Raw genomic sequence first — 24,276 nt, 5'->3', positions numbered from 1 at the left:
CTAGGTGCTCTGCGCCCTCGGTTCAGGAATGCCGCGCAGAATCCAGATGGAAATCGCCGACATGACTGCGGCAAGGCAGGCCACGAGGTAAAACGACCCCGTCTGGGAGTAGATGCTGCCACCCAGGCTCGTGGCCAGCAGCAGAGAGCCCACATTGCAAAAGCCGAGGATGGCCAGCAGCGTGGAGCGGCGTTCGAGTGGGCAGAGCTCGGCTGCGAGTGTCAGATCTCCCACGCGATCGAGGTAGAGGCCGAAACCGAGGACAAAGAAGGCGGCAGTGAAACCGGCAAATGAATGGGTCACGCTGGCCCAGAGGCACAGGGCCACGCAAACGAGCCGGGACAGGATCAGCAGCATTTTGCCTCCTTGATGATAGCCCAGCCAGGCTGCGAGCAGGCTGCCCAAAATGGTCCCGATGTACTGGAAGGAGACAAAATGCCCGACATCTGCCTCGGGTCTGCCCATGCTCTTGAGCGCATGCAAAGTGAGGAAGGAAACGACCATGAGATACCCTGTGCCGGTGAACCGCGCGGCAATCAGCCGCAGCAGCAGCGGCTGCCTGCGCAGCAGACGCGGCAGGCTGCTCAGGTAGCTCCAGTAGCTGCCCGCATGCGGATGGTAGTGGTGCGCGGCAGGCAGTTCGTGCATGAAGCTCTGGGAGAGCCAGGAAAGCAGCAAAAATCCGAAGGTGATGAGGTGCAGCACCGCGTACCCGCGCTGGCCGGGCAGGTGGGTCAGTACCTGCAGGATGACCGCGCCCGCCACCATGCCGATGCATGCCTGGGTGATGTAGCGCACGGCCCAGCCTGCGGCGCGAACGCGTTCCGGAACCATGCGGGTGACCATTTCCATCCACGCCACCACCCCCACGCCGCCGATCAGGCCGGAGACTGCCGGGGTCAGCACCACCAGGGGTAAGAGCCACGGGCCCGCATCCTGCCAGAACCACAGCAGCAGGCCGGTGATCAGGTAGGGCAGACGCTGGAGAAAGCCGAATCCCATGACCCAGGGCTTGAACTTTTGGAGGCGCTCCACCAGCGGTGAGACAAACAGCCCCGCCATCGCAAATGCCGCCGGCAGAATCGCAGGCATGATGGCGATGATCAACGAGCGGCCGCCGAGCTGCTCCACCATTTTTGGCATGACCGTTTCAGGCTGCAGAAAGGCCACGCCTCCCATGTACAAGCCTCCCTCCAGGCAGTGGCAGATGAAGTTCCGCCGCACTACCTGCGGGTGATGTTGAGGGGGCGTTGCGGTGTCTGGGGGCATCGCGGGAGGTCGTTCATCGTGGCGTGTACTGGCCCAAATGAAAGCAATACATCCAGCCTGAAGCGATTGAATGAAGGCCTCAGTTTTTTCGCGTAAAAAAACGGCTGCATGCTCTTGCGCTGCGATCTCATTGCTGATTCAATCAGCACACAATCTTCAACCCTGCGCACGCCATGACTCTTGATCCCAAACTCACCAAGCTGCTCAACGAACAGATCAACAACGAAATGTCCTCCAGCTATGTGTACCTCGCCATGGCGGGGTGGTTTGAGCGGACTCCCTACACAGGCTTTGCTAAGTGGATGTTTGCCCAGAGCGGCGAGGAAACCACGCATGCATTGAAGTTCTACCAGTATTTGGTGGACCGCGATGCGAAGGTGGAGCTGCAGCCGATCGCTCAGCCGAAGATGGACTACTCATCAGTTGTCGATGCTTTTGAGTACAGCCTGAAACAGGAGGAGAAGGTGACGCAGCAGATCAACGATCTTTACGAAGTGGCCGAGCAGGTCAAAGACCACGCCTCCAAGAATCTGCTGCTGTGGTTCCTCAACGAGCAGATGGAGGAAGAGAAAACAGTGCGTGACATGCTCGACCGCCTGAAGCTTGCCGGCAATGACACAGCCAGTCTGCTCGTCCTCGACCGTGAGGCTGGCAACCGGCCGGGCGCAGGTGGCGGTCCCGGCTCAGGCGGCCGCCCGTGAGCGCGGACGCGCCTTTACGGCAGGAGATTGGTGTCCCAGGGCCAGAGTGGAGTGTAGGTGGCGGTTTCGATCCAGCCGCGCAGGTTTTCCTCGCTCCGTGGGATCTCGACGTAGCTCCACGCCCCTCGCTTTTCAAGCAGGCGCACCTGGCTTCCGGGCGGGATGACGATCACATCTCCCGAAGTTACCGTCGCGGCGGTGTAAGCACGCACGTCGCGACTCGTGACAACCATCACATCTTTCACCCGGTCTGCCGGAGCGGGACGGATGGTGGCAAACGTGGCGGACGGGATGAACACGAAGAGGCCCACGATGCTGAAAATCACCGACGAGATACCACCGCCAGTCCCTCGGGAAGCCCCAAGAATATAGCGCACGAGGGCCAGCAGGATGATCCACACACCCACGGAGGCGGCAATGATCCAGGTGTTTTTAGGCAGCAGCAGGCTCACTTCAGCCAGCGGAGAGCTTTCCGTGTATCGGAAAAAACGCAGCTTGTCATCCACGTGGCGGAGATTCTGCCGCACTTCGGCATTCAGCGGTTCCAGCAGCTGTGCGCGCTGGTACCAAAGGGCGGCGCGGCCCAGATCCTCCTGCCGGTAACGGGCGTTGCCGATGATCGAGAAAACGGCGGAGCTCAATGCCGGCGGCTGTCTTTTAGTGAGCGTTTCCCCGAGGTACTGAGCGTCCGTATATTTGCCTTTTTCCATGGCCTCACGGGCCTTCTGATAGCTTTCGTCAGGAGTAAGTTCGGCAGCACCTGCACTGGCTGAGAGCATGACAAAGGCCGCCGCGACCATGACAGCGCGCTTCAGCAAAGGTGCCAGGGTGGACAGGATGCGGCTGCGCTCTGCCGGGCCGAGCGCCTGTTCATTGGCGGGAGTCGCAGTAAAACTCTGTGTCTCATACCGGCTGAGAATCTGCCGCAGTTCTTCATCTTTGACTCCGCCCGGCTGGCTCCGGTGGATGAAGTGCGCTGCCCGCTGAAGGAAATCACGGTCAGAAAGCGAGCTCTCCTCCAGGCCATGCCAGAGCTGCTGCAGTTCACCTCGGAGCCCTTGGGTGGACTCGTCACGCCGGCGTCTGAACCACGAGACCAAAGATGCAAGAATCACCAGCGCCGCCGGGATCGACTGAATGGCCCAGAAGCGGGAACTGCTCGTCAGCGGAGCGGTGGCGATCGCTGTGTCCAGCCAGCGTGCCTTGGCGGGGACGTTCATGAGGATGTCACTGATCTGCGGCTTGGGCTGAAGCACAGGCGGTGGCTTGGGCGCTTCCGCGCTTCCGCCGCTGCCTTCTGACGAGGCAGTCGCGGCTGCCAGCGTGCCTGGTTTGATGCGCAGGGCTATCGGTGAAGTCCGTGCGGAGATGTATTTCTTTTGCGTCGGACTGAAAAAGCTCAGTTCAAATGGCGGCAGTTCGGTCTGCACTTTTTCGGGCACAAAAATCATCGCATACCCAATCCGGCGCTGAGAGGATGGAGGTGCGTTTGGATCGATGATGCCATCCACATTGTACCGTCGTGGTGGGTAGGCCTTCCAACCATCCGGCGGCACGAGGCTGGGCGGATTGAGTGCTTCAAAATTACCGGTTCCATCGATGGTGATGTCCACAGCCAGCGGGTCACCCACGCTAAGCTCGTTCGGAGTGGCTGTGGCGGTGATGCTGAAATCACCGACGGCACCGCTGAAGCTGGCCGGCTTGCCTTCCGTGGGCAGAGGTAAAACCTTCATCTTCACCTCCTGGCTTTTGACGACGTGCTTGCGTGTCTCGGAGGCGCCCATCCCCAGACCGAAGGGCAGGGGCAGGTTGCGACGCATCTGCGTCTGAGTGTCCTGCGTGTAAACGTCAAACACCAGTTCACTGGTGGCGGGGCCCACCTTCAGATCCCCCGCGTGCAGCGCGGAAAGCGTGCTGCGGTAGGTGATGACGGAGTAGGCGACGCCATTGATGACGGTGTCGGAAGTTTCCGCCTGCTGAGGGAAGCGTGGAATCGCGAAGTCGCTCTTGTTCACGTCGATGAGGCCGACCCGGCGCAGCGCGACGACGTTTCGCGGCACGAAAAGACTGGCGCTGATGGGCACCACCTCTCCCTGATAGACTTCCGTTTTGCCAACTTCAATCTGAAGCAAAGGGAGGTTCGCATCATCTGCGGCGGCATCGGCAGGCGCCGCCTCGCTCACCACCAGACGTACTTCATTGGTCTTGACTACCTCTCCGTTGACCACCACATCCTGCGGGGGAATGACGAATTCGCCGGGCTCGGTTCCTGTGACGTCCCAGACGAACTGGATGCCGACGCTGTTGCCAACCGCGCTGCGGGAGACCTGAATGCCGGAGTTCATGCGGACCTGCGTGGGCAGGCGCAGCTGCGGCACGCTCTGGACCGTGCCATTCTGCACGGTGATGACATACTTCACTGACCCGCCCGTCTGCGAATGGTCGGGCTGCAGATAGGCGCGCACCGTGGCTGCGGACGCGCTTCCCAGCAGGAATGTCAGCAGCATCAGCACCTGCAGGCAGGCAAAATACGGACGACTCCGATGACCGGCAAAACCTGCGGTCCGTGCCTGGACTGAGGGGGAGGGGATGCGTTGAATCATTCGGGCTGGAGTTGCATTCGTCATTCGGAATTCGTCGTTGCGTCAGCCTGCGGCTCACCAGTCTTTCTTGTTCACCGGAGGCGTGTGGTAGCGGTTGGTCAGCGGCGCGGTGATCTCGTCCATGTACTGGCGGATGATGCCCTCCGCCTCTCCGCGGGTGTATCCCGTGCGCGGATTGCGTTCGTCGCCCCGTTTGTCCTGGGCGGTCTGCTTCTTTTGTTCGCCTCCTTCGCCACCGGGCTTCTGGCCGTCTTTACCTTTCTGGCCTTCTTCTTCGCCAGGTTTTTCACCCGCGGCCTGGAGGCGCCCTTCGGGAAGTTCTTTGGCGTCTTTTCCGCCGATGCCATCATCAGCCTCTTTCTTCTCGCCTTTGACTTCTTTTTGTTCTTTGGGTTCACCGTTGCCGTCGGTTTCATTGCCTTGGTTGCCGGATTCGCCCTCTTCTCCTTCTTCACCAGACTGGTCTTCCCCCTTTTCGCCCTGCTGGCCTTTCTGGCCCTTGTCACCCTTCTGGCCCTTCTTGCCCTGTTTTTGCTCCATCTCTTTGATCGCCTGGTTGAGTTGGGCGAGCATTTTGGCCACGTGATCGCGGTTTTCCTTCAGGTCCTTGTTGTCGGGGTCGATCTCAAGCGCCGCATCCAGATGTCGCAGAGAATCGATCCAGCGCTGGCGGGTGATCTTCGGCTGCTTTTGCAATCCTAGCGCGCCCTGATCATACAGGGTGTGCCCGATCCCCCGGTGCGCCCGTGCCTGCACCGCTTTGTCCTGCGTGTGCAGAAGCTCGCTGAAGTATTTCACAGAGGAGTCGTAATTCGTCAGGTCATGCTCTGCCGTGGCCAGACCGTAAATCAGCTCGTCTTTCAATTTTTGGTTCTCCCCTGCGGAGCGATTGACGCGCTTCACAGCTCCGAGCGCCGAATTCAGGGGGCGCCTGGCCCCCGGGGATGTCACCACTTCATCCGTGTATTCCTCCAGCAGCTTCGCGTAAAGGTCGCGCGCCTGCCGGTATTCGCGGTTCTCGAGTGCCTGACGCGCATCTTCCGGCGTCGGCCCGCTCTGGGAGAAAATGGCGGACAGCAGCCCGCCGGCCTCCGCCGACTGAGCAGCGGGTGAAGGCATAAAGGTGGCGGCAGCCAGTGCCAGTACGACCGGGCGTGCGGCAGGGCGGGGCAGGGCGCTGATGATCCAGGCAAACATAAGCAGCAGTATACCCAGACTCAGGGGCCAGGCAAAGCGCTCAATCGGCTTCGACGTCTGGCGGTTGGCTGACTGCTGCTCGGACAGGCGGTCCAGCACGGGTTGAAGCGCCTGGCGGTTCAGCGGCTGGGTGTCCAGCTTGAGAAAACGCCCGTTGGTGGCGTTGGCCAGCTGCTGAAGCACAGCCGTTTGAAGCTGGGAGCGCACCACATTGCCGGACTGGTCGCGGATGTAGTCCCCCTCGACCTCAGGATTGGGAATGAGCGTGCCGTTCTCAGTGCCGACCCCCACGGTGACGACGATGACGCCCGATGCGTTGAGCCGCTGGATGTAGGGCACCAGGTTCGCGTCTGCGTCTCCGCCATCGCTGAAAATGACCAGGGCGTAGTTGCTCTTTGGCAGGCCTTTGATGGCGCGCAGCGTCACATCCAGCAGGTCGGGGAGATTGCTGCCGCCCCACTCAATGATCGTATGGTCAAACGACAGCAGCGACTCAACGATGGCGTCGTGGTCGGTGGTGAGCGGGGCTTGAAGGTACGCCCGGCCCGCAAAGGCCAGCAGGCCGACGCGCTCGCCTCCCAGCTCCATGACGAGGTCGTGCGCCGCCAGCCGTGCACGGGTCAGCCGGTCAGGGTGCACATCCCGCGCCAGCATGGACCGCGAGGTATCGATGGCGATGAAGACATTTCGGCCTTTGTCCGGGATTTCCAGCTTTTCGTCGCCCCAGCGCGGTTGCGCCACTGCCATGATGATGAAGGCCATCGCCAGCGTATAGAATGCGTAGGCCAGCCAGGACCGCCACTGCGAGCGCCCCAGCACCAGCGCGGGCCGCAGACGTGCCGCGGTGAAAAGACGCTCGGCCTTTGAGCCGTGCGCATCCACCAGCAGCTTCATCCCCACCAGGGCGGGGATGATCAGCAGAAACCAGAGCAGATGGGGGTGGGCAAAACTCATGTCAACTAGGTGGCGACCGGTTCCGGGGCTGAATGCAAAACCGTGAGGGAGAGCAGAAGAGCCAGGAACAGCGCGATGGCGGAGACACTCAGCGGCCAGGGGAAGAGCTCCTCGGTCTCAATGATCTTGTGGTGCTCGATCTTGGCTTTCTCGAGCTTGTTGATCGTCTCAAACACATCGCTGAGGGAGTTGAGGTTCTGCGCCATGTAAAACTGGCCGCTGCCGATCGAGGCCACCTCCTTGAGTGTGCCTTCGTCGAAAAGCTGCTGCCCCAGCGGCGTGAAGGTGCCCCGCTTCGGATCCGGAATGCTGTGGATGCCCGGCGTGCCGATGGCGATGGTGTAGATCTTGATGCCCAGGGTGGCGGCCAGTTTCGCCGCATCCTGCGGACTCAGGCGGCCGGAGTTGTTCGCTCCGTCCGTCAGCAGCACGATGACCTTGCTCGGAGACTTTTCCCGGCGCATGCGGTTGGCTGCCGATGCGATGCCAGATCCGATGGCCGTTCCATCCCCCACGCGCTGGGTCTGCACGCGGTCCAGGTTGTTGATCAGCCAGTCGCGGTCCAGCGTAAGAGGGCAGGGCAGGTAGGTTTCTCCGGCAAAGGCCACGATGCCGATCTTGTCGCTGCGGCGGCCTTTGATGAAGTCCGCCATCACGCGTTTGGCGGCGGTCAGGCGGTTCACAGGATGCCCCCCGATGTAGAAGTCTTCGATCAGCATCGAAAGCGACACATCCACCGTCAGCATGATCGCGATGCCTTCCGCCTTTTCCTCTTCATAGGACAGCACCTTTTGCGGACGCGAGAGAGCCATGATGCCGAACGCCATGGAGGTCAGGACCAGCCCGAAGACGAAGCCGCCGAGTCCTTTGCGCGCCGGCCTGCCCAGATCACGCAGCAGAGATGTAGTGGGAAATTTGATGGCCGCACGTTTGCGGCGCCCGCCCCGCAGCAGCGCCAGCAGCGGCAGCAGTGGCAGCAGCGCCAGCCACAGCGGGTGCAGGATCTGAAATGCAGGTATGCCCGGGATCATCATGGCTTCTCCTCCTGCATGCGCGCCAGCGCCTGGTCGATGAGCATGGTCGATTCTTCAATGGTGCGCGGAGCAGGCATGAAAGAAATGTCGTCGCACAGGTGCGCCACGGGTTCAAACCGCTCCAGCCACAATCCTTGCGCCCGGGGGGCGGGCGCTCCCGCCCGCCGGTCCGATTTGACGTCAAAGATTTCACGTGTCGTACGGGCCTGCGCCGGCACGGCGTACCGCTCCTGCAGGTAGCGCCGCAGGATGTTCGAGATGCGGTGGCTCATGTCCTGCGGGGGAATGGACTGGATGCGCGAGCGCAGGTCACTCAGCGCTCGAAACGCCGAGGTCCACGGCTGCCGCTGAGGAAGCGGGGGCGGTTGTTTTGGGCGCAACAGCAGCCAGATGATCAGGATGATCAACAGCACCACGAGCAGCATGACCGCCCAGAAAATCCACCACGCAGGCGGCAGGTCCACCTTGTCCGGCGGTGGCAGTTCAGGGTGCGGCAGCGGTGGCACGCCTGGAAACTGTGCCACCAGTGGGTGCAGGATGGAAAGCCCGTTGATCATCCCCGTTTCCTCCTTCGGCGTGAACGAAAGTAGGCCTTCAAGGCAGGCACGTAGTCTTCGTCGGTGCGGATGGTGATCCTCTCCACTCCGCAGCGGCGCAGCAGGTGCACCAGTGCGTCCTGCCGTTCTGTCACACGCTGCTCATAGAGGTCGCGCACCGCAGGGTGGGAGGTGTTGACGAGGATCTGCTCTCCGGTTTCCGGATCTTCGAGGCAGACCCTGCCCGCATTCGGCAGAGTGAGCTCGCGCGGGTCCTGGATCTGCGCCGCCACCACATCGTGCTTGGCCGCCACGGCGCGCAGGCTTTTCTCCCAGGCCTGGTCCGGCGTGATGAAGTCTGACACCACAATCACCAGGGCTCGATGCGCAATTCTTTCGAGCGCCAGATCCAGCGCAGGTTTGATGTCCGTGCCCATTCTTTTAGGCTGAATGTTCAGGATGTCGCGCAGAATGCGCAGGGCATGTGGCGCCCCTTTGCGGGCCGGCAGGTAATGCTCGACGCCGTCGGAGAACAGCGTCAGCCCCACCTTGTCCTGGTTCTGCACCGCACTGAAGGCGAACACCGCCGCGATCTCCGCCGCACGTTCGCGCTTGGAGTCTTCCTGGCTGCCGTAGTCCCCGGAACTGCTGACATCCACGCAGATCATCACCGTCAGTTCGCGTTCCTCCACGTACTTCCGCACAAACGGATCGTTCATGCGCGCGGTCACATTCCAGTCGATGAAACGCACGTCGTCTCCCGGCTGGTATTCGCGGAAATCATCAAACTCAATGCCCTGGCCTTTGAAGCGGGAGTGGTACTGCCCGCCCAGCAGTTCCTTCACCATGCCACGCGTGAGCAGCTCGATGCGCCGCACGCGCTTTAAAATGCGCGTGAGCCTGGCGTCGTTGTCGTTCTGCGCTGTTTCCCCGTTCACGGTTTGGGCGGTGTTAAGGCACGGGCAGCTTGTCGAGCAGCGTCTTGACCACATCATCCGCAGTCACTCCCTCCGCCTCGGCTTCATAGGAAAGCAGAATGCGGTGGCGCAGGATGTCCGGTGCAAGGTCCTTGATGTCCTGCGGGATGACGTAGTTGCGGCCGTTGAGGAAGGCCAGCGCCTTGGCGGCCAGGGCCAGATTGATCGTGCCGCGCGGAGAGGCCCCGCAGCGGATGAGCAGCTTCAAATGCGGCGCCAGCACTTCGGGATGACGTGTGGAGTGAATCAGGGCCACGATGTAGTCGCGGATCTTTTCGTCCATGAACAAGTCGTTCACCACCGCGCGGCTTGCGCTGATGGCGGCGGTGTCGGTGACCTGGCTTACTTCCAGCTTGGGGGCGGAGGTGGCCATGGCGTCCAAAACCATGCGTTCCTCGACCGGCGTCGGGTAGGTCACGCGAACTTTGAGCAGGAAGCGGTCAAGCTGCGCTTCCGGCAGCGTGTAGGTGCCCTCCTGGTCGATCGGGTTCTGCGTGGCCAGCACCATGAAAGGATCCGGCAGCTTGTGGGTGTTTTCACCGATGGTCACCTGACGCTCCTGCATCGCTTCCAGCAGGGCGCTTTGCACTTTGGCCGGAGCGCGGTTGATTTCGTCCGCCAGCACCAGGTTGGCAAAAATCGGGCCGAGACGGGGGGTGAAGGTGCCGTCCTTCGGATGATAAACCATCGTGCCGATGACGTCCGCCGGCAGCAGGTCGGGCGTGAACTGAATGCGCTGAAACTTGGCTTTCAACGTCCCCGAGAGCGTGCGCACCGCCAGCGTCTTGGCGATCCCCGGCACCCCTTCCAGCAGCACGTGGCCGTTGGTCAGCAACGCCACAAGGAGCCGGTCCACCAGCGCCGTCTGGCCCACAAGCACACGGGCGATTTCAGTTCGAAGCGGGGCCACCCAGGAGGAGGCTTTGAGGATGGCTTCCTGATCAGGAACAGTGGGGGGAGCGGCAGAGGCTGGCATTGTGGGTAAGCGTACAGGTCAACGGGGGCATTCTCCACGTCAACCTTCAAGGATCAATGTATTAACGCCTCGCGGGCCGGTTTATGTTGCTGGAATTGTAAGACGTTTGGGGCTTTCATGCGTCAGATGACCCTCCAAGAACTCCGCGAACAAGTCTGTGCAGCCAACCGCGCCCTGGAACCCAGCGGCCTCGTACGCCTCACCTGGGGCAATGTGAGCGGCATCGACCGTGCCTCCGGCCTGTGGGCCATCAAGCCCAGCGGCGTGGACTATCTGGCGCTGAAGCCCGCGGACATCGTCGTGCTGGATCTCGAAGGACGGGTGGTGGAGGGGACGCTGAGGCCTTCCTCAGACACCAAAACCCACCTCGTGCTCTATCGTGAGTTTCCGGAAATTGGCGGCATCACCCACACGCACAGTCTGCATGCCACCATGTTCTCGCAGGCCGGTCGGGAGATCCCCTGCCACGGCACCACCCATGCGGATCACTTTCATGGCACCGTGCCCGTCGTCCGCGCCCTCACACCCGAGGAGGTGGCGGAGGACTACGAACATTTTACTGGAGTCGCCATCGTCGAGCGCCTGCGCGAGCTGAAGCTCAGCCCGCTCGAGATGCCCGCCGTGCTCCAGCTCCACCACGCGCCCTTCACCTTTGGCAAAAACGCCATGGACTCGCTGAACAACAGCATCGCCCTCGAAATGTGCGCCCACATGGCGTTGGGTTCCGCCGCTCTCAATCCGGCCATAGGCTCCATTCCCAGCCACATCTTGGAAAAGCACCATTTGCGCAAGCACGGGCCGGGCGCCTATTACGGTCAGAAATAACACACCCTCTTTCCTTCTGTGAAGACCTCCCATTTTTCCCTCCGCCATCCTCTGCAGGTTCTGACAGGCCTGCTGATGGTGCTCCTCCTGGCGGCATGCTCCAGTGAAAAACGGGACCGCCTGTGGCGCACGATCGATCCCGCAGGGTACAAACATGCCCACAGCGAAAGCTTCAATGGCGAGCGGGCCCTGCGCACTCCCATGCCTCAAGGTAATCCCGAGTCCCAAGACCTGCCGCTGGACAGCGGCCTCTAGAAACCGGGAACCATGAAAATTTCGATCTCTAAACGGTTCGGGCGTGTGAAATAAAGCATAGCTTAGTTGGGTGTATTTATGGCTGATACTTATATTTATGAGTGTTCAAGTCCAATGCGCCCAGCCCAACCCACTCAGCCCCAACGCATGATGCGTTGCTAGGCGGCACCTGCTGCAATCCTTCGGCATCGAAGGGCACCGCTGTGCTTGCCGCAGTCTGGCTCGTGGTGGTGCTCACCGGCAGCCTGCTGATGGCGCAATACTCACAAACTGCAGGTGCGGCGGGTGAAGCTCCAGTCCAGTGGCCCGCAGCTAGCGTGGTACTGCGTGATTCCACCCGGGCCCAGCTCGTCATGTTTCTTCATCCTCGCTGCCCGTGCTCGCGTGCGAGCATCAGCGAACTCGAGCAGATCGTCGCTCATTGTCAGGGAAAATTCAGCGCGCAGGTGCTTTTCATTCAGCCTGAAGGTGTGGCCGAGGACTGGGTCAAAACCGATCTCTGGCATGCCGCGGCGGCCATCCCCGGCGTGAAGGTCGGAATTGACTATGAAGGTCAGGAGGCTCGTCGTTTTCAAGCCATCACCTCAGGGCAGACACTGCTCTACGCAGCAGCAGGCGGGCTGATGTTTCAGGGGGGGATCACCCTTGCCCGTGGTCATGCCGGAGACAATCCCGGGCGCGATGCCATCGAAAGTTTGTTGAACCAGACAACCACCCACTCACTCAGCACTCCAGTTTTCGGCTGTGCGCTTGGGTGGAATACAACCCCAGAGAAATGCTCCGCATGTCAGCCCTAGCCGCAAATCCAACCGTGCCCTCGGACACCAGCTTGCTGCGTGTACCCGCCCAGCAGTCCCGCTCCTCGTCACGCCCGCAGACAGCGCCTCTGGCGCAGGAGGAATCTGCGCTCCAGCAGCGCGCCTCCGTGCTCTTCCGCGCAGCGGAAAACGAGCTGCACCGTCATACTGACCAGCTCTTTGCCAGGCTCATGATTGTCCAATGGCTGGCCGGTCTGGCGGCGGCTCTGTGGATCTCTCCTCAGACCTGGATCGGCGCCTCCAGCCAGGTCAATATGCACGTCTGGGCCTCCCTCGTGCTCGGCGGATTGATCTCGGGCTTCCCTGCGTGGCTGGCGTGGAAATTTCCCGGGCTGGTCGTGACACGCCATGTCATCGCCGCGGCGCAGATGCTGACCTCCGCCTTGCTGATCCACCTGACGGGCGGACGCATCGAGACCCACTTTCACGTCTTCGGCTCCCTGGCCTTCATCGCTTTCTATCGCGACTGGCGTGTGCTGGTCACGGCCACCGTGGTCGTCGCTGCGGACCACCTCATGCGCGGCCTCTTCTGGCCGCAGTCGGTGTTTGGCGTGCTTACTGCAAGTCCCTGGCGCTGGGTGGAGCATGCTGGCTGGGTTCTCTTCGAGGACGCCATTCTCATCGTGGCCATTCGCCGCATGCTGCAGGAGATGTCTGAGATAGCCCTGCGCCGTGCCACTCTCGAAGGCAGCAATGTGGAGATTGAGCGCCAGGTGGTGGAGCGCACCGCGGAACTGAACAAAACCCAGGCGGAGCTGCTCGAAACCTCCCGCCTGGCCGGCATGGCGGAGGTGGCCACCAGTGTGCTGCACAACGTGGGCAACGTGCTCAACAGCGTCGGCGTCTCGGCGGAGCTTGCGGCCACCAAGGTGCGTGAGTTCAAAATCGACAGCCTCAAAAAAGTGGCGGATCTGCTGCAGCAAAACGCGGCGGATCTTCCCGCATTCCTCACCACTGACCCGCGTGGCAAGGCGCTGCCGGACTTCCTGCAGAAACTCGCGGTGCGTCTGGTGGAGCCCCAGCAGGCCATCCTGCAGGAGATGGCCATGCTGCAGAAAAACATCGACCACATCAAGGAGATCGTGTCCATGCAGCAGAGCTATGCTCGCGGCACCGGCGTGGTCGAAACCCTCTCCGTCGAGGATCTTGTGGATGACAGCATCCGCATCAACGCCGCCAGCTTCAGCCGGCACGATGTCAATGTCGTACGGGACATCGCACCGGTCCCGCAGTTGAAAACGGACCGCCACAAGGTGATGCAGATTCTTGTCAATCTTCTCAGCAACGGCAAGCACGCCCTGGACCGCTGCGAAGGCGACCGCCTGCTGAAGGTGCGCGTGGTGCAAAATCAGGAGGGAATGATCGAGATTTCTGTGACGGACAACGGCGTCGGCATTCCTCCGGAGAACCTCACCCGCATCTTTTCCCACGGCTTTACCACCAAAAAGCAGGGGCACGGTTTCGGCCTGCACAGCGGGGCTTTGGCCGCCAAGGAACTGGGTGGCACGCTGACCGCTTTCAGCGCAGGCAAAGACCGGGGCGCCACCTTCACCCTGACGCTGCCACTCGAAGTTTAATCCAACCATGACAACCATACCGACCACCACCAACCGGCGCATTCTGGTCATTGATGACAACCGGTCGATCCACGATGACTTTCGTAAGATCCTGGCCCCCGCCGATGCTGCGGATGACGATTTCGATGCCGCCGAAGCAGCCCTCTTTGGCACGGCAAAGCAGTCCCAGACATTCACCATCGACACGGCCTCCCAGGGCGAAGAAGGACTGCACATGGTCCAGCGCGCCATGGCGGAGGGCCGGCCTTATGCCATGGCTTTTGTGGATGTTCGCATGCCTCCGGGCTGGGATGGCATCGAGACCACGCGCCAGATCTGGCAGGTCTGCCCGGACATGCAGATCGTCATCTGCACCGCCTACGCGGACTGCTGCTGGAGCGATGTGCAGGAGCAGATCAAGCCCCGTGACCGCATGCTCATATTGAAGAAGCCCTTCGACATCATCGAGGTGCTGCAGCTGGCCATTTCTTTGACGGAAAAATCCCGCCTGCTGCTGGAGTCCAAAATGCACATGCAGGAGCTGGAGCAGCGCGTGAAGCAGCGGACGCAGGAGCTGGAGGTCGCTCGGCAGGCGGCCTTCGAAAAGGCTTCCCTCCTCGATCTCTCCCGAGATGCCATCATGGTCTGCGGACTCGACCACCGGATCACCTACTGGAACAAGAGCGCGGAGCGCCTTTATGGATGGACGGCCGCGGAGGCCATCGGACGTTTGATGGCTGACCTCAGCGACCGCAGCACCGATACCTTCCAGTTGGCATGCAGCGCAGTCATCGAAAGCGGAGAATGGGACGGCGAGCTCCAGCAGATCGGCCATGACGGCCGCAGGCTGGTGGTGGAAGGACGCTGGACGCTGCTGCTGGAGGCAGACGGCAGGCCGCGCAGCATTCTCGTGATCAATACAGACATCACCGAGCGCAAGAAAGTGGAGGAGCAGCTCCTGCGCGCCCAGCGCATGGAAAGCCTGGGCACGCTCGCAGGCGGCATCGCCCACGATCTTAACAATGCGCTCACGCCGATCATGATGTCCATCGAGCTGCTGAAACTGCACGAGCAGGATGCCGTCCGCATGGGCGTGCTTGCCACCATTGAAAACAGCGCGCGGCGCGGGGCGGACATGGTTCGCCAGGTGCTCTCTTTTTCACGCGGTGTTGAAGGCCAGCGTGTGGAGGTGCAGGCCGGGCATCTGCTCAAGGGCATTGAAAAAATCGCCAGTGAAACATTCGTCAAGAACATCCGGGTGAACAGTGACATCCCGACCGACCTGTGGATTGTGCTGGGAGACCCCACACAGATTCATCAGATGCTGCTCAATTTGTGCGTCAATGCGCGCGATGCCATGCCCAACGGTGGCAGCATCAATCTCAGCGCCAGCAATCATCTGCTGGATGCTCAGTGCGCCGCCATGATCACAGGCGCCAAAGCCGGTCCTTACATCGTCATTGAACTGGAGGACACCGGCACCGGCATGCCGCCGGAGGTGATTGACCGCATCTTCGAGCCGTTTTTCACCACCAAGGAGCTCGGCAAAGGCACCGGTCTGGGGCTCTCCTCAGCACTTGCCATCATCAAAAGCCACCAGGGTTTCATTCGCGTCTCCAGCGAACCGGACAAGGGCTCCAAATTTCAAGTGTATCTTCCCGCCCAGATGCAGGAGGGTTCCAGCACTCCGTCTCAGGTTCCAGCCGCCATGACCCGGGGCAAAGGCGAAATGGTGCTCCTCATCGATGACGAGGACGCCGTGCGCCAGATCACCGGCCAGACGTTGGAATCATTCGGCTATCAGGTGCTGCCTGCCTCGGACGGCGTCGAGGCATCCACCCTCTACGCTGCTCACAAGGAGAACATCTCAGTCGTGCTTACAGACATGATGATGCCCGTCATGGACGGTCCCGCCACCATTCAGGTGCTCATGCGCATGAACCCGGATGTGCGCATCATCGCCGCCAGCGGTCTGAGCGTGAAGGACATGGTGGCCAAGGCCACGAGCGCCGGCGTGAAGCACTTCATTCCCAAGCCCTACACCGCGGAAACTTTGCTCAGCATGCTGCACACCGTCCTGGCCGCGCAGCCTGTCGCGCTTTCCGCCTGAGCCCATGAATATCACCTCCCTCCCAATGCTTGCGTGCGGTTCCTCTGCACGCCTGAACCGGATTTGAAGAATGATGGATGCATCTGCCAGTCTCACCGCCTTGGATCCATGCTGTTCCATGGACAGGGGGAGTGTGGGAACTCGCCGCGCCAGCCTGCGCTTTGGCCTCGTTCTCTTTTCATTCCTGTTCTGTTGCATGGACCTGCGCGGGCAGCCGCCGCAGCCCACGCACACCATCAGCGTGGTGACGGATGACAATTTCCCGCCCTATGTTTTCAGGGATGGCGAAGGCAGGCTGCAGGGGATCATCATCGATCAATGGCGTGTCTGGGAAAAACGAACGGGTGTCACCGCGGAGATTCACGGCATGGACCTAAGCGATGCCGTCCGCCGCATGAAGGCTGGCGAATTCGATGTCATCGATGCCATTTTTAAAACCGAGGAGCGCACCGCCTACCTGTCATTTGGCAGGCCTTACGCAGCCATTGAAGTCCCCATTTTTTTCCGCTCGTCGATTTCGGGTATCAACAATCTCGCTTCCCTGCGCGGCTTTCCAGTGGCGGCCAAGCTGGGGGACACCGCGGTCAAACTCCTCCAGGAAAATGACATCACCCCCATGTTGTTGTACAACAACTACGAGGCGATCATCACCGCCGCCAACGAGCGCAAGGTGAACGTCTTTGTGGTGGACAAGCCGCCTGCTCAGTACTTCCTGCAGAAGCTAGGCCTTGAGTCTGAATTCAGGATGACCGAGCCCGTCAGCATCGGGGAGTTTCACCGTGCGGTTCGCAAGGGCAATGCAAGCCTGCTCCAGCTGGTCGAGAAGGGTTTCGATGACGTGGGGGCAGGTGAGCTTGGCCTGATCGAAAAGAAATGGTTCGGTCAGACATTGGATGGTCACCCCTACTTGCGCGGCCTCGGTTATGCCGCCCTCGGGTTTGTCTCCCTGGTCACATTGCTCGGCGGCTGGGGCTGGATCCTCGCCGGTCAGGTCAAATCGCGCACTCTTGCGTTGCAGGAGCGTGAGGAGCAGCTCCGTCTCAGCGTGAAACACAGCCCGGCAGCCATCGCCATGCTGGACCACAACATGAGATATCTGGTCGTCAGTCTGCGCTGGATGGAAGACTACCGGCTGGGAGATCAGGTCGTCATCGGGCGCAGTCACTATGAGGTCTTCCCTGACGTCCCGCTTCGGTGGATGGAGATTCACCGCCGGTGCCTTACAGGCGTGGTGGAGAAATGCGAAGACGAAAAATTCGTCCGTGCGGATGGCTCCATTGACTGGATTCGCTGGGAGATCCGGCCCTGGCACAAAGCGGACGGCACCATTGGCGGGCTCATAATTTTTTCCGAGGACATCACCACTCGCAAGCAGGCTGAGCTGGCCCTCCGGGCGAGCGAAGCCGAGTTTCGCACCCTCATTGAATCCGCCTCTGACGGCATTCTCGTTTCAAATACTGCTGGCCGCCTGCTCGAGGTAAACGCCGCTGCCTGCCAGATGCTGGGCTACTCTCGCGAGGAGCTGGTGCGCATGGGATATGTGGACATGGTGGCCTCTGGCGAAATGGCGCGCATCCTCCCGGAGGTTGCGCAGTTGGGTGAAGGCGAGGTGGTGCGCAGCGAGTGGCTCTGCCGGCGCAAGGACGCCACCCTGTTTCCTGCGGAAGTCAGCGCCACCATTCTTCCGGACGGCCGTCTGCAGTGCATCATGCGTGACATCACGCAGCGAAAAATGGCCGAGGATAAAATCCGCGAGCAGGCGTCCCTTTTGGACAAGGCGCGGGACGCCATCATCGTCTGCGGGCTGGAGGAGCACCGCATCGTCTACTGGAATCGCAGTGCTGAGCGTCTTTACGGCTGGCAGGCATGTGAAGTGCAGGATCGTTCGCAGATGGATCTGCTCAGCCGTGATCCGGCTCAGTTTCTAGCGGTCGTGAAGGAGGTCATGACGAAGGGCGAGTGGGCCGGGGAATTGCAGCAATACGATAAAGAGGGCCGCATGGTCATCGTCGAATCGCGCTGGACGCTGATCAGCGATTCTCTTGGGCGGCACAAATCCCTCCTCTCGATCAACACCGACATCACAGAGCGGAAAAAGCTGGAGCAGCAGTTTCTGCGCTCACAACGCATGGAGAGCATCGGCACGCTGGCCGGCGGCATCGCTCACGATCTTAACAACGTGCTGGCTCCCATCCTGATGTCCATTGAGCTGTTGAAGCTGCAGGAGCGGAGCGCGCAGAAGCAGAACATTCTTGGCACCATCGAATGCAGCGCCAAACGCGGGGCGGATCTCGTGAAACAGGTGCTCTCCTTTGCCAGAGGCGTGGAAGGACGCCAGCTCGCCGTGCAGGTTGGCCATTTGCTCAAGGAGATCGAAAAGATCACCAACGAGACCTTTTTGAAAAGCATCCAGGTCCGCTATGAAACCTCGGCGGGCCTCTGGCCGGTGCAGGGAGACCCAACACAAATCCATCAGGTGCTCCTCAATCTGTGCGTCAATGCCAGGGATGCCATGCCCAATGGTGGCATCTTGAGGCTGTCTGCGAATAACCTGATTTTGGATGAACAGGCTGCTGCTATGACTTCCGGAGCCAGGCCGGGCCCCTACCTGCACATTCAGGTGGAGGACAACGGCACAGGCATGCCACCGGAGGTCATGGAGCGCATTTTTGAACCGTTTTTCACCACGAAAGAACTCGGAAAAGGCACCGGACTCGGACTGCCTTCGGTCATGGCGATCGTCAAAAGCCATCATGGCTGGCTGCGCGTAGAGAGTGAAGTCGGAAAAGGCACCACATTTCATGTCTATCTGCCGGCACATATCACTGCCGGCACGGAGGTGGAGGTGCATGCGCCTGCGGAACTGCCACGTGGCAATGGGGAACTGGTGCTTGTCGTCGATGACGAAGCCGCGGTGCAGCAGATCACCAAGCAGACTTTGGAGACGTTCGGCTATCGCGTCTTGCTGGCCGCAGATGGTGCCGAGGCCGTTTCCCTTTACTCCGCCCATCGCTCTGAAGTTGCTTTGGTGATCACAGACATGATGATGCCCCTCATGGATGGCCCCGCCACCATCCAGGTTCTCATGCGCATGAACCCGGAGATATGCATCATCGCCGCAAGTGGCATGAACGCTGCTGGTATGGAGGAGAAAGCCGCTAACGCAGGCGTCAAAAACTTTATTCCGAAGCCCTACACTGCGGAAACGTTGCTCAAAACTCTCGATGCAGTATTGCGGGGCCGGGATCATCAGCTCCTGGCACTGATGAGCACACCCAGGTCCTCAGCATTGTAAATCTAAAAGTGTCTGGTGTTCAAAGCGTTAGACTCATTGAAGTTGGTGCGTTATTGAATGCAGATGAACCTACGTGCTCAGACATAAGTGTGGCATGGAGAATACATCCATAAACGCTGAAACGAGTGAAGCTTGTTCGATGATGCAAGCTACAGGCCTGCTGCCTCGTCTTGCGATGGCACGAATGCTCGTGCGCACGGCAGGCTTCTTTGCCGCATTCCTTTTCTGTCTTTCCCTCGTATCATCGGCTTTCGGGCAGCCGCCTTCGCTGAAGCCCAGGATCAGAGTGGTGATGGATGACAACTTTCCTCCCTATTCTTTCAGGGACAGCACCGGAGGGCTGCAGGGCATCATCATTGATCAATGGCATGCGTGGGAAAAAACCACAGGCGTCACCGTTGAAATCCACGGCATGGACTGGAGCGAGGCCGTCATACGCATGAAAGCCGGGGAGTTCGATGCCATTGACACCATCTTCAAAACTCCGGATCGCGTCGCTTTTCTGGATTTCTCGGCGCCTTACGCCACGATCCAGGTTCCCATCTTTTTCCGAACCACCATTTCCGGCATCACCGACATGGCTTCGCTGCAGGGATTTTCTGTCGCTGTCAAAGAGGGGGATGCAACAACACAAATGCTCCAGGCCAGGGGCATCGGCCCTCTGCTTCTCTACAAAAACTATGAGGCCATCATCAATGCCGCCCATGAGCGCAAGGTGAATGTCTTTGTGGTGGATAAACCACCGGCGCTTTATTTCCTCAACAAGAGGGGCATCGAGGGCGACTTCCGCATGTCCGAGCCTATCAGCGTTGGTGAGTTTCACCGTGCCGTCCGCAAAGGCAATGCAAGCCTGCTGCGAGTCATCGAGAAAGGCTTTGCGGATGTCGGCAAGGCCGAGTTCGCCCGCATCGAAAAAAGGTGGTTCGGCCATGCTCTGAGCAGTCCGCGTTATCTTCGCTACCTGGGGTACACCGCGCTCGCTGCAGCGGCGGTGGTGGCCCTGCTTCTCGGCTGGAGCGGTCTGCTTGCCAGGCTGGTCAAAAAACGCACCGGTGCATTGCGTGAGCGCGAGGAGCAGCTCCGCCTGTACGCTGAGCACAGCCCCGCAGCCATCGCCATGCTGGATCGTGACCTGAAGTATCTGGTGGTCAGCCGCCGATGGATAACGGATTACCGGCTCGGAGATCAGCCCGTCGTCGGTCGCAGCCACTACGAGGTCTTCCCTGAAATCCCGCAGCACTGGAAGGCCATTCACCAGCGCTGTCTCGCCGGCGAAATAGTCAAATGTGATGAGGAGGCGTTTGCCCGGGCGGATGGCAGGACAGACTGGATTCGCTGGGAGATCCAGCCCTGGCGTCAGGCAGACAACTCGATCGGCGGCCTCATCATGTTCACCGAGGATGTCACCGTGCGCAGAAAGGTCACGGAGATGGTGCGGGAAGGGCAGGCTCGTCTGATCAAGGCATTTCGCAGCAGTCCTGTTGCGCTTGCAATCGGACGGCTCAGTGATCAGCATTTGGTGGAGGTCAACGACGCCTTCTCGAGCCTTCTGGGTTGGTCACGCGAGGAGGCTGTGGACCATTCCCTCGTTGAGCTCGCTGTCATCGATGAGCAGGCGGAGGCCGTTCTTCGCCGAAGTCTGGATGAGAAGCGTTCGATTCGTGACCTGGAGATCTCGTTGCGCGCGCGCAGTGGCGCGACCCTCCATGCCATCGCTAGCATGGAGACGATCGAACTTCAGGGAGAGCCGCATGTGGTCGCGACTTTCGTTGACATCACCAGTCGCAAGCGTGCGGAGGCGTCGCTGTCCCAGGTCAGTGCCGACCTTGGGCGCGCTCAATTGATCAGCCACATTGGCAGCTGGGAATACACGGTTGCCACCGACACCATCAAATGGTCGGACGAGCTCTACCGCATATTCGGTCTCCAGCCCCAGTCCGTCAGCCTGAATTACACCCTGCTGCGGGAGATGGTGCACCCCGAGGACCGAGTGCGCCATGACGCTTATCGCGCGCAGCTCACCGCCGCAAAACCCGGGGCCGTCATCGCTCCGTTTGAGTATCGCGCTTTGCGCGCGGACGGCCAGATCGCGCACGTGCTCGTGAAGGTGGAGGTACGCTTTGATGACCGCGGAGACACGCTCATTCAGTGTTTCGGCACCGTGCAGGACATCACCGAGCGCAAGCGCGCGGAGGAGGCCCTGCGCGAAAGTGAAGCCACTTTTGCCGCAGCCTTTGAAAATGCCCCCATCGGCAAGGCTCTCGTCGCCCCGGACGGCCGCTTCATCCGCGTGAACCGCGTTCTTTGCGACATCGTGGGCCGCACGGAGGCGGAGCTCCTTGCGCTCTCGTTCCAGGACATCACCCACCAGGACGATCTTGGTTCGGACCTCGAACAAGTGCAAAAAATGCTCAGGCATGAGATCGAAACGTTTCAGATGGAAAAGCGTTACCTGCACAAGAAGGGCGGCGTCGTGTGGGTGCTTCTCAGCGTGTCGATGGTGAATGATGAGCACGGCCAGCCTGCGTTTTTTGTCTCGCAGATGCAGGACATCACCGATCGCAGAAAGGCGGAGCAGCGCGTTCAGCAGCTCAATCGTCTCTATGCCGTCCTCAGCGGCATCAATGAGACCATCGTGCGGGAAAAAAGCTCCGAGGCACTGCTCACGGCCGCCTGCCGCATCGCAGTTGAGAAAGGCTTGTTTGGCATGGCCTGGATCGGCCTGCTGGATGCCACCACGGGCGGGCTGCGCATCGCAGCCCAGGTGGGCGCTTCTGCAGACACGCTGGAGAAGCTTGAAGCCATCCTCTCTGAGAACGGATCCAGCCCCGGCTGTGCCATCACCGCGCATGCGTTGCAGTCGGGCGGGCACGCCATTTGCAACGACATCGAAAACGACCCCGCTGCGGTCAGCTGGCGCGCCGACGCCCTTTGTCACCATTACCTTTCCATGGCCTCGCTGCCACTGAAGTCCGGGGGCAAAACCATCGGTGTGTTCAATCTCTACGCCGACACCGCGCACTTCTTTGACGCGGAGGAGCTCAAGCTCCTGGACGAGCTGGCCGTCGACATCGGCTTTGCGCTCGACATCAACCGCCGGGAAATGGAGCTGCGTGAAGCTGACAAACGCTTCATCAAGCAGCGCAAGACCCTGATCGAACTCACACGCCACTGGGGTGGCGATGGTGATGATGCCCTGCTGCTTCTGCGCAAGATCGCCGAGGGTGCCGCACAGACTTTGAGCGTCTCCCGCGTCAGCATCTGGCGCTATAACAGCGACCGCTCCGCCATCCGCTGCGTGGATTTGTATGAATGGGAGGACGGCAGGCATTCCTCCGGTTTGGAGCTTTCTGCCAGCACTCATCCTGCCTATTTCCGCGCTCTCATCGAACTGGAGATGATCGTTGCCGATGACGCCGCCACCGATCCAAGCACCAGCGAGTTCGTCGATGACTACCTCCGCCCCAATGGCATCCAGTCCATGCTGGATGTGCCCATCGTTGTAGGCGGGTTTCGCACCGGCGTGCTCTGCCTTGAACATGTCCGCACCCAGCGGGAATGGACCGCCGACGAAAAGACCTTCGCTCTGGCCATGTCGAACCTCGTCTCCCTTGCGCTGGAAGGTGTGGAGCGCAGGCAGGCGGAGACTTCGCTGCGTGAGAGCGAGAAGCGTTTCCGCCAGTTTGCGGAGACCATCGAGGAGGTGTTCTGGATGACAGATCCCAGCGGTGTCGAAATGATTTATGTCAGTCCGGCCTATGAGAAGATCTGGCACCGCACATGCGCCAGCCTCTATGCAAATCCGCTGAGCTGGCTGGAGGCTGTGCATCCGGACGACCGTGAACGACTGGCGGCGGCCACGGCGGTCAAGCGGACCAGCGGCGAATACGATGAGCGCTACCGCATCCTGCGTCCGGACGGCACCCTGCGGTGGATTCATGATCGCGCATTCCCTGTGCGGGACTCACACGGCTCCGTGCTGCGCATCGTTGGCACGGCGGAGGACATCACGGAGAGCAAGCAGGTGGAGGCGCAGCTGCTGCGCTCTCAGCGCATGGAGAGCATCGGCACTCTGGCGGGCGGCATTGCGCATGATCTCAACAACGTCCTGACTCCCATCATGATGTCCATCCAGCTGCTGAAGCTGCAGGAAAAAAATGCCCGCCGCTTGAACATTCTTTCCACGATTGAAACCAGCGCCAGGCGCGGGGCGGACATGGTGCAGCAGGTGCTCTCATTTGCGAGGGGCGTGGAAGGCAGGCAGCTGGCGGTGCAGGTGGGGCGCCTGCTCAGGGAAATCGAAAAAATCGCCAACGAAACCTTCCTGAAGAACATCGAAATCCGCAGCAGCTTCGAGAACGACCTCTGGGTGGTCCAGGGAGATCCTACCCAGCTGCATCAGGTGCTGCTCAATCTCTGTGTCAACGCCCGCGACGCCATGCCGGGTGGCGGCGTCCTCAAGCTCTCCGCGTGCAATCTTGTTCTCGACGGGCAGTGCACTGAACTCAGCACCGAGGCCAGACCCGGGCCGCATGTGCTCATTGAAGTGGAGGACAGCGGCGTCGGCATGCCCCCTGACGTTCTTGAGCGCATCTTCGAACCCTTTTTCACCACCAAGGAGCTTGGCAAAGGCACCGGTCTGGGCCTGTCCACCACGCTCGCCATCATCAAAGGTCATCACGGCTTTATGCGCGTCCACAGTGAGCTGGGGGTGGGGACGAAATTTCAGATCTACCTGCCGGCGAACGATGCCGGCGGCGTTCCCGAAGCGGTTCGGCCGGAGGCCCAGCTCCCACGTGGCAGCGGCCAGCTCGTGCTTGTGGTCGATGACGAAGTCACCGTCCGGCAGATCATCCGCCAGACACTGGAAGCCTTCGGTTACCGTGTGCTTCTCGCCGCAGACGGTGTCGAAGCCTCCACCGTGTTCACCGCGCGCCAGGGGGAGATCGATGTGGTGCTTACGGACATGATGATGCCTGTCATGGATGGTCTTGCCACCATTCAGGTTCTCATGCGCATGAATCCCCACGTGCGCATCATTGCCGCCAGCGGCCTGAGCGTCAAAGACATGGTCGCCAAAGCCACCGCCGCCGGCGTAAAACACTTCATCCCAAAGCCCTACTCGGCGGAAACTTTGCTCAAGACTTTGGACCAGGTGCTGCGGAGCTAG

The 24,276-nt window shown here is 60.6% G+C and carries 15 protein-coding genes; 8 read left to right on the top strand and 7 right to left on the bottom strand.

Going from position 1 to position 24,276, the window contains the following annotated elements; all coding sequences use genetic code 11:
- Entirely contained in the window at window positions 1-1,269 is a 1,269-nt protein-coding gene (locus tag ACILSO_RS00140; protein WP_395735329.1) for an MFS transporter, read from the bottom strand.
- 173 nt (window positions 1,270-1,442) lie between these two features.
- On the opposite strand from ACILSO_RS00140, the gene ACILSO_RS00135 reads away from it, so the two are divergent.
- A complete protein-coding gene (locus ACILSO_RS00135) occupies window positions 1,443-1,970 on the top strand; it encodes a ferritin (RefSeq protein ID WP_395735328.1) in 528 nt (175 codons plus the stop codon).
- 14 nt (window positions 1,971-1,984) lie between these two features.
- Here ACILSO_RS00135 and ACILSO_RS00130 read toward each other — a convergent pair whose 3' ends face one another.
- From ACILSO_RS00130 to ACILSO_RS00105, 6 genes are read right to left on the bottom strand one after another with little or no spacing between them, the layout of a single operon-like run.
- Window positions 1,985-4,573 (bottom strand): hypothetical protein, encoded by a 2,589-nt coding sequence (locus ACILSO_RS00130; protein ID WP_395735327.1) that lies wholly within the window; start codon window positions 4,571-4,573, stop codon window positions 1,985-1,987.
- A gap of 54 nt (window positions 4,574-4,627) precedes the next feature.
- A complete protein-coding gene (locus ACILSO_RS00125) occupies window positions 4,628-6,724 on the bottom strand; it encodes a VWA domain-containing protein (RefSeq protein WP_395735326.1) in 2,097 nt (698 codons plus the stop codon).
- 5 nt (window positions 6,725-6,729) lie between these two features.
- A complete protein-coding gene (locus ACILSO_RS00120; RefSeq protein ID WP_395735325.1) occupies window positions 6,730-7,758 on the bottom strand; it encodes a VWA domain-containing protein in 1,029 nt (342 codons plus the stop codon).
- Window positions 7,755-8,315: a DUF4381 family protein gene (locus ACILSO_RS00115; protein ID WP_395735324.1), complete on the bottom strand. Its 561-nt coding sequence runs from the start codon at window positions 8,313-8,315 to the stop codon at window positions 7,755-7,757. Before ACILSO_RS00115 ends, ACILSO_RS00120 begins: the two co-directional genes overlap by 4 nt.
- A complete protein-coding gene (locus tag ACILSO_RS00110; RefSeq protein WP_395735323.1) occupies window positions 8,312-9,232 on the bottom strand; it encodes a DUF58 domain-containing protein in 921 nt (306 codons plus the stop codon). Before ACILSO_RS00110 ends, ACILSO_RS00115 begins: the two co-directional genes overlap by 4 nt.
- A gap of 13 nt (window positions 9,233-9,245) precedes the next feature.
- Window positions 9,246-10,247 (bottom strand): AAA family ATPase, encoded by a 1,002-nt coding sequence (locus ACILSO_RS00105; protein WP_395735322.1) that lies wholly within the window; start codon window positions 10,245-10,247, stop codon window positions 9,246-9,248.
- A 126-nt stretch (window positions 10,248-10,373) separates the two neighbouring features.
- Here ACILSO_RS00105 and araD point away from each other — a divergent pair, with 126 nt between their 5' ends.
- The 7 genes from araD to ACILSO_RS00070 all read left to right on the top strand — a co-directional run bounded on the left by araD (window position 10,374) and on the right by ACILSO_RS00070 (window position 24,276).
- A complete protein-coding gene (araD, locus tag ACILSO_RS00100) occupies window positions 10,374-11,072 on the top strand; it encodes an L-ribulose-5-phosphate 4-epimerase AraD (protein ID WP_395735321.1) in 699 nt (232 codons plus the stop codon).
- Window positions 11,073-11,090: 18 nt separating this feature from the next.
- Complete coding sequence (locus ACILSO_RS00095) at window positions 11,091-11,327, top strand: hypothetical protein (protein WP_395735320.1); 237 nt, start codon at window positions 11,091-11,093, stop codon at window positions 11,325-11,327.
- A gap of 203 nt (window positions 11,328-11,530) precedes the next feature.
- A complete protein-coding gene (locus ACILSO_RS00090) occupies window positions 11,531-12,124 on the top strand; it encodes a hypothetical protein (protein ID WP_395735319.1) in 594 nt (197 codons plus the stop codon).
- Entirely contained in the window at window positions 12,112-13,722 is a 1,611-nt protein-coding gene (locus tag ACILSO_RS00085; RefSeq protein WP_395735318.1) for a sensor histidine kinase, read from the top strand. The genes ACILSO_RS00090 and ACILSO_RS00085 overlap by 13 nt, the downstream gene beginning before the upstream one ends.
- 7 nt (window positions 13,723-13,729) lie before the next feature.
- Window positions 13,730-15,811, top strand: a complete 2,082-nt coding sequence (locus ACILSO_RS00080; protein ID WP_395735317.1) for a response regulator — start codon at window positions 13,730-13,732, stop codon at window positions 15,809-15,811.
- A gap of 196 nt (window positions 15,812-16,007) precedes the next feature.
- Window positions 16,008-19,106, top strand: coding sequence for a PAS domain S-box protein (locus tag ACILSO_RS00075; protein ID WP_395735316.1), 3,099 nt, complete (start codon window positions 16,008-16,010; stop codon window positions 19,104-19,106).
- A 139-nt stretch (window positions 19,107-19,245) separates the two neighbouring features.
- Entirely contained in the window at window positions 19,246-24,276 is a 5,031-nt protein-coding gene (locus tag ACILSO_RS00070; RefSeq protein WP_395735315.1) for a PAS domain S-box protein, read from the top strand.

This window comes from Prosthecobacter sp., from assembly GCF_044226605.1.
GTDB lineage: Bacteria > Verrucomicrobiota > Verrucomicrobiia > Verrucomicrobiales > Verrucomicrobiaceae > Prosthecobacter.
This window is presented reverse-complemented; position numbering and strand designations above follow the sequence as displayed.

Coding starts and splice junctions, on each gene's coding strand:
- ACILSO_RS00075 (WP_395735316.1), top strand. CDS start 16,008: ATGGACCTGCGCGGGCAGCCGCCGCAGCCCACGCACACCATCAGCGTG.
- ACILSO_RS00085 (WP_395735318.1), top strand. CDS start 12,112: ATGTCAGCCCTAGCCGCAAATCCAACCGTGCCCTCGGACACCAGCTTG.
- ACILSO_RS00140 (WP_395735329.1), bottom strand. CDS start 1,269: ATGCCCCCAGACACCGCAACGCCCCCTCAACATCACCCGCAGGTAGTG.
- ACILSO_RS00130 (WP_395735327.1), bottom strand. CDS start 4,573: ATGATTCAACGCATCCCCTCCCCCTCAGTCCAGGCACGGACCGCAGGT.
- ACILSO_RS00125 (WP_395735326.1), bottom strand. CDS start 6,724: ATGAGTTTTGCCCACCCCCATCTGCTCTGGTTTCTGCTGATCATCCCC.
- ACILSO_RS00115 (WP_395735324.1), bottom strand. CDS start 8,315: ATGATCAACGGGCTTTCCATCCTGCACCCACTGGTGGCACAGTTTCCA.
- ACILSO_RS00070 (WP_395735315.1), top strand. CDS start 19,246: ATGATGCAAGCTACAGGCCTGCTGCCTCGTCTTGCGATGGCACGAATG.
- ACILSO_RS00105 (WP_395735322.1), bottom strand. CDS start 10,247: ATGCCAGCCTCTGCCGCTCCCCCCACTGTTCCTGATCAGGAAGCCATC.
- ACILSO_RS00080 (WP_395735317.1), top strand. CDS start 13,730: ATGACAACCATACCGACCACCACCAACCGGCGCATTCTGGTCATTGAT.
- araD (WP_395735321.1), top strand. CDS start 10,374: ATGACCCTCCAAGAACTCCGCGAACAAGTCTGTGCAGCCAACCGCGCC.
- ACILSO_RS00135 (WP_395735328.1), top strand. CDS start 1,443: ATGACTCTTGATCCCAAACTCACCAAGCTGCTCAACGAACAGATCAAC.
- ACILSO_RS00120 (WP_395735325.1), bottom strand. CDS start 7,758: ATGATGATCCCGGGCATACCTGCATTTCAGATCCTGCACCCGCTGTGG.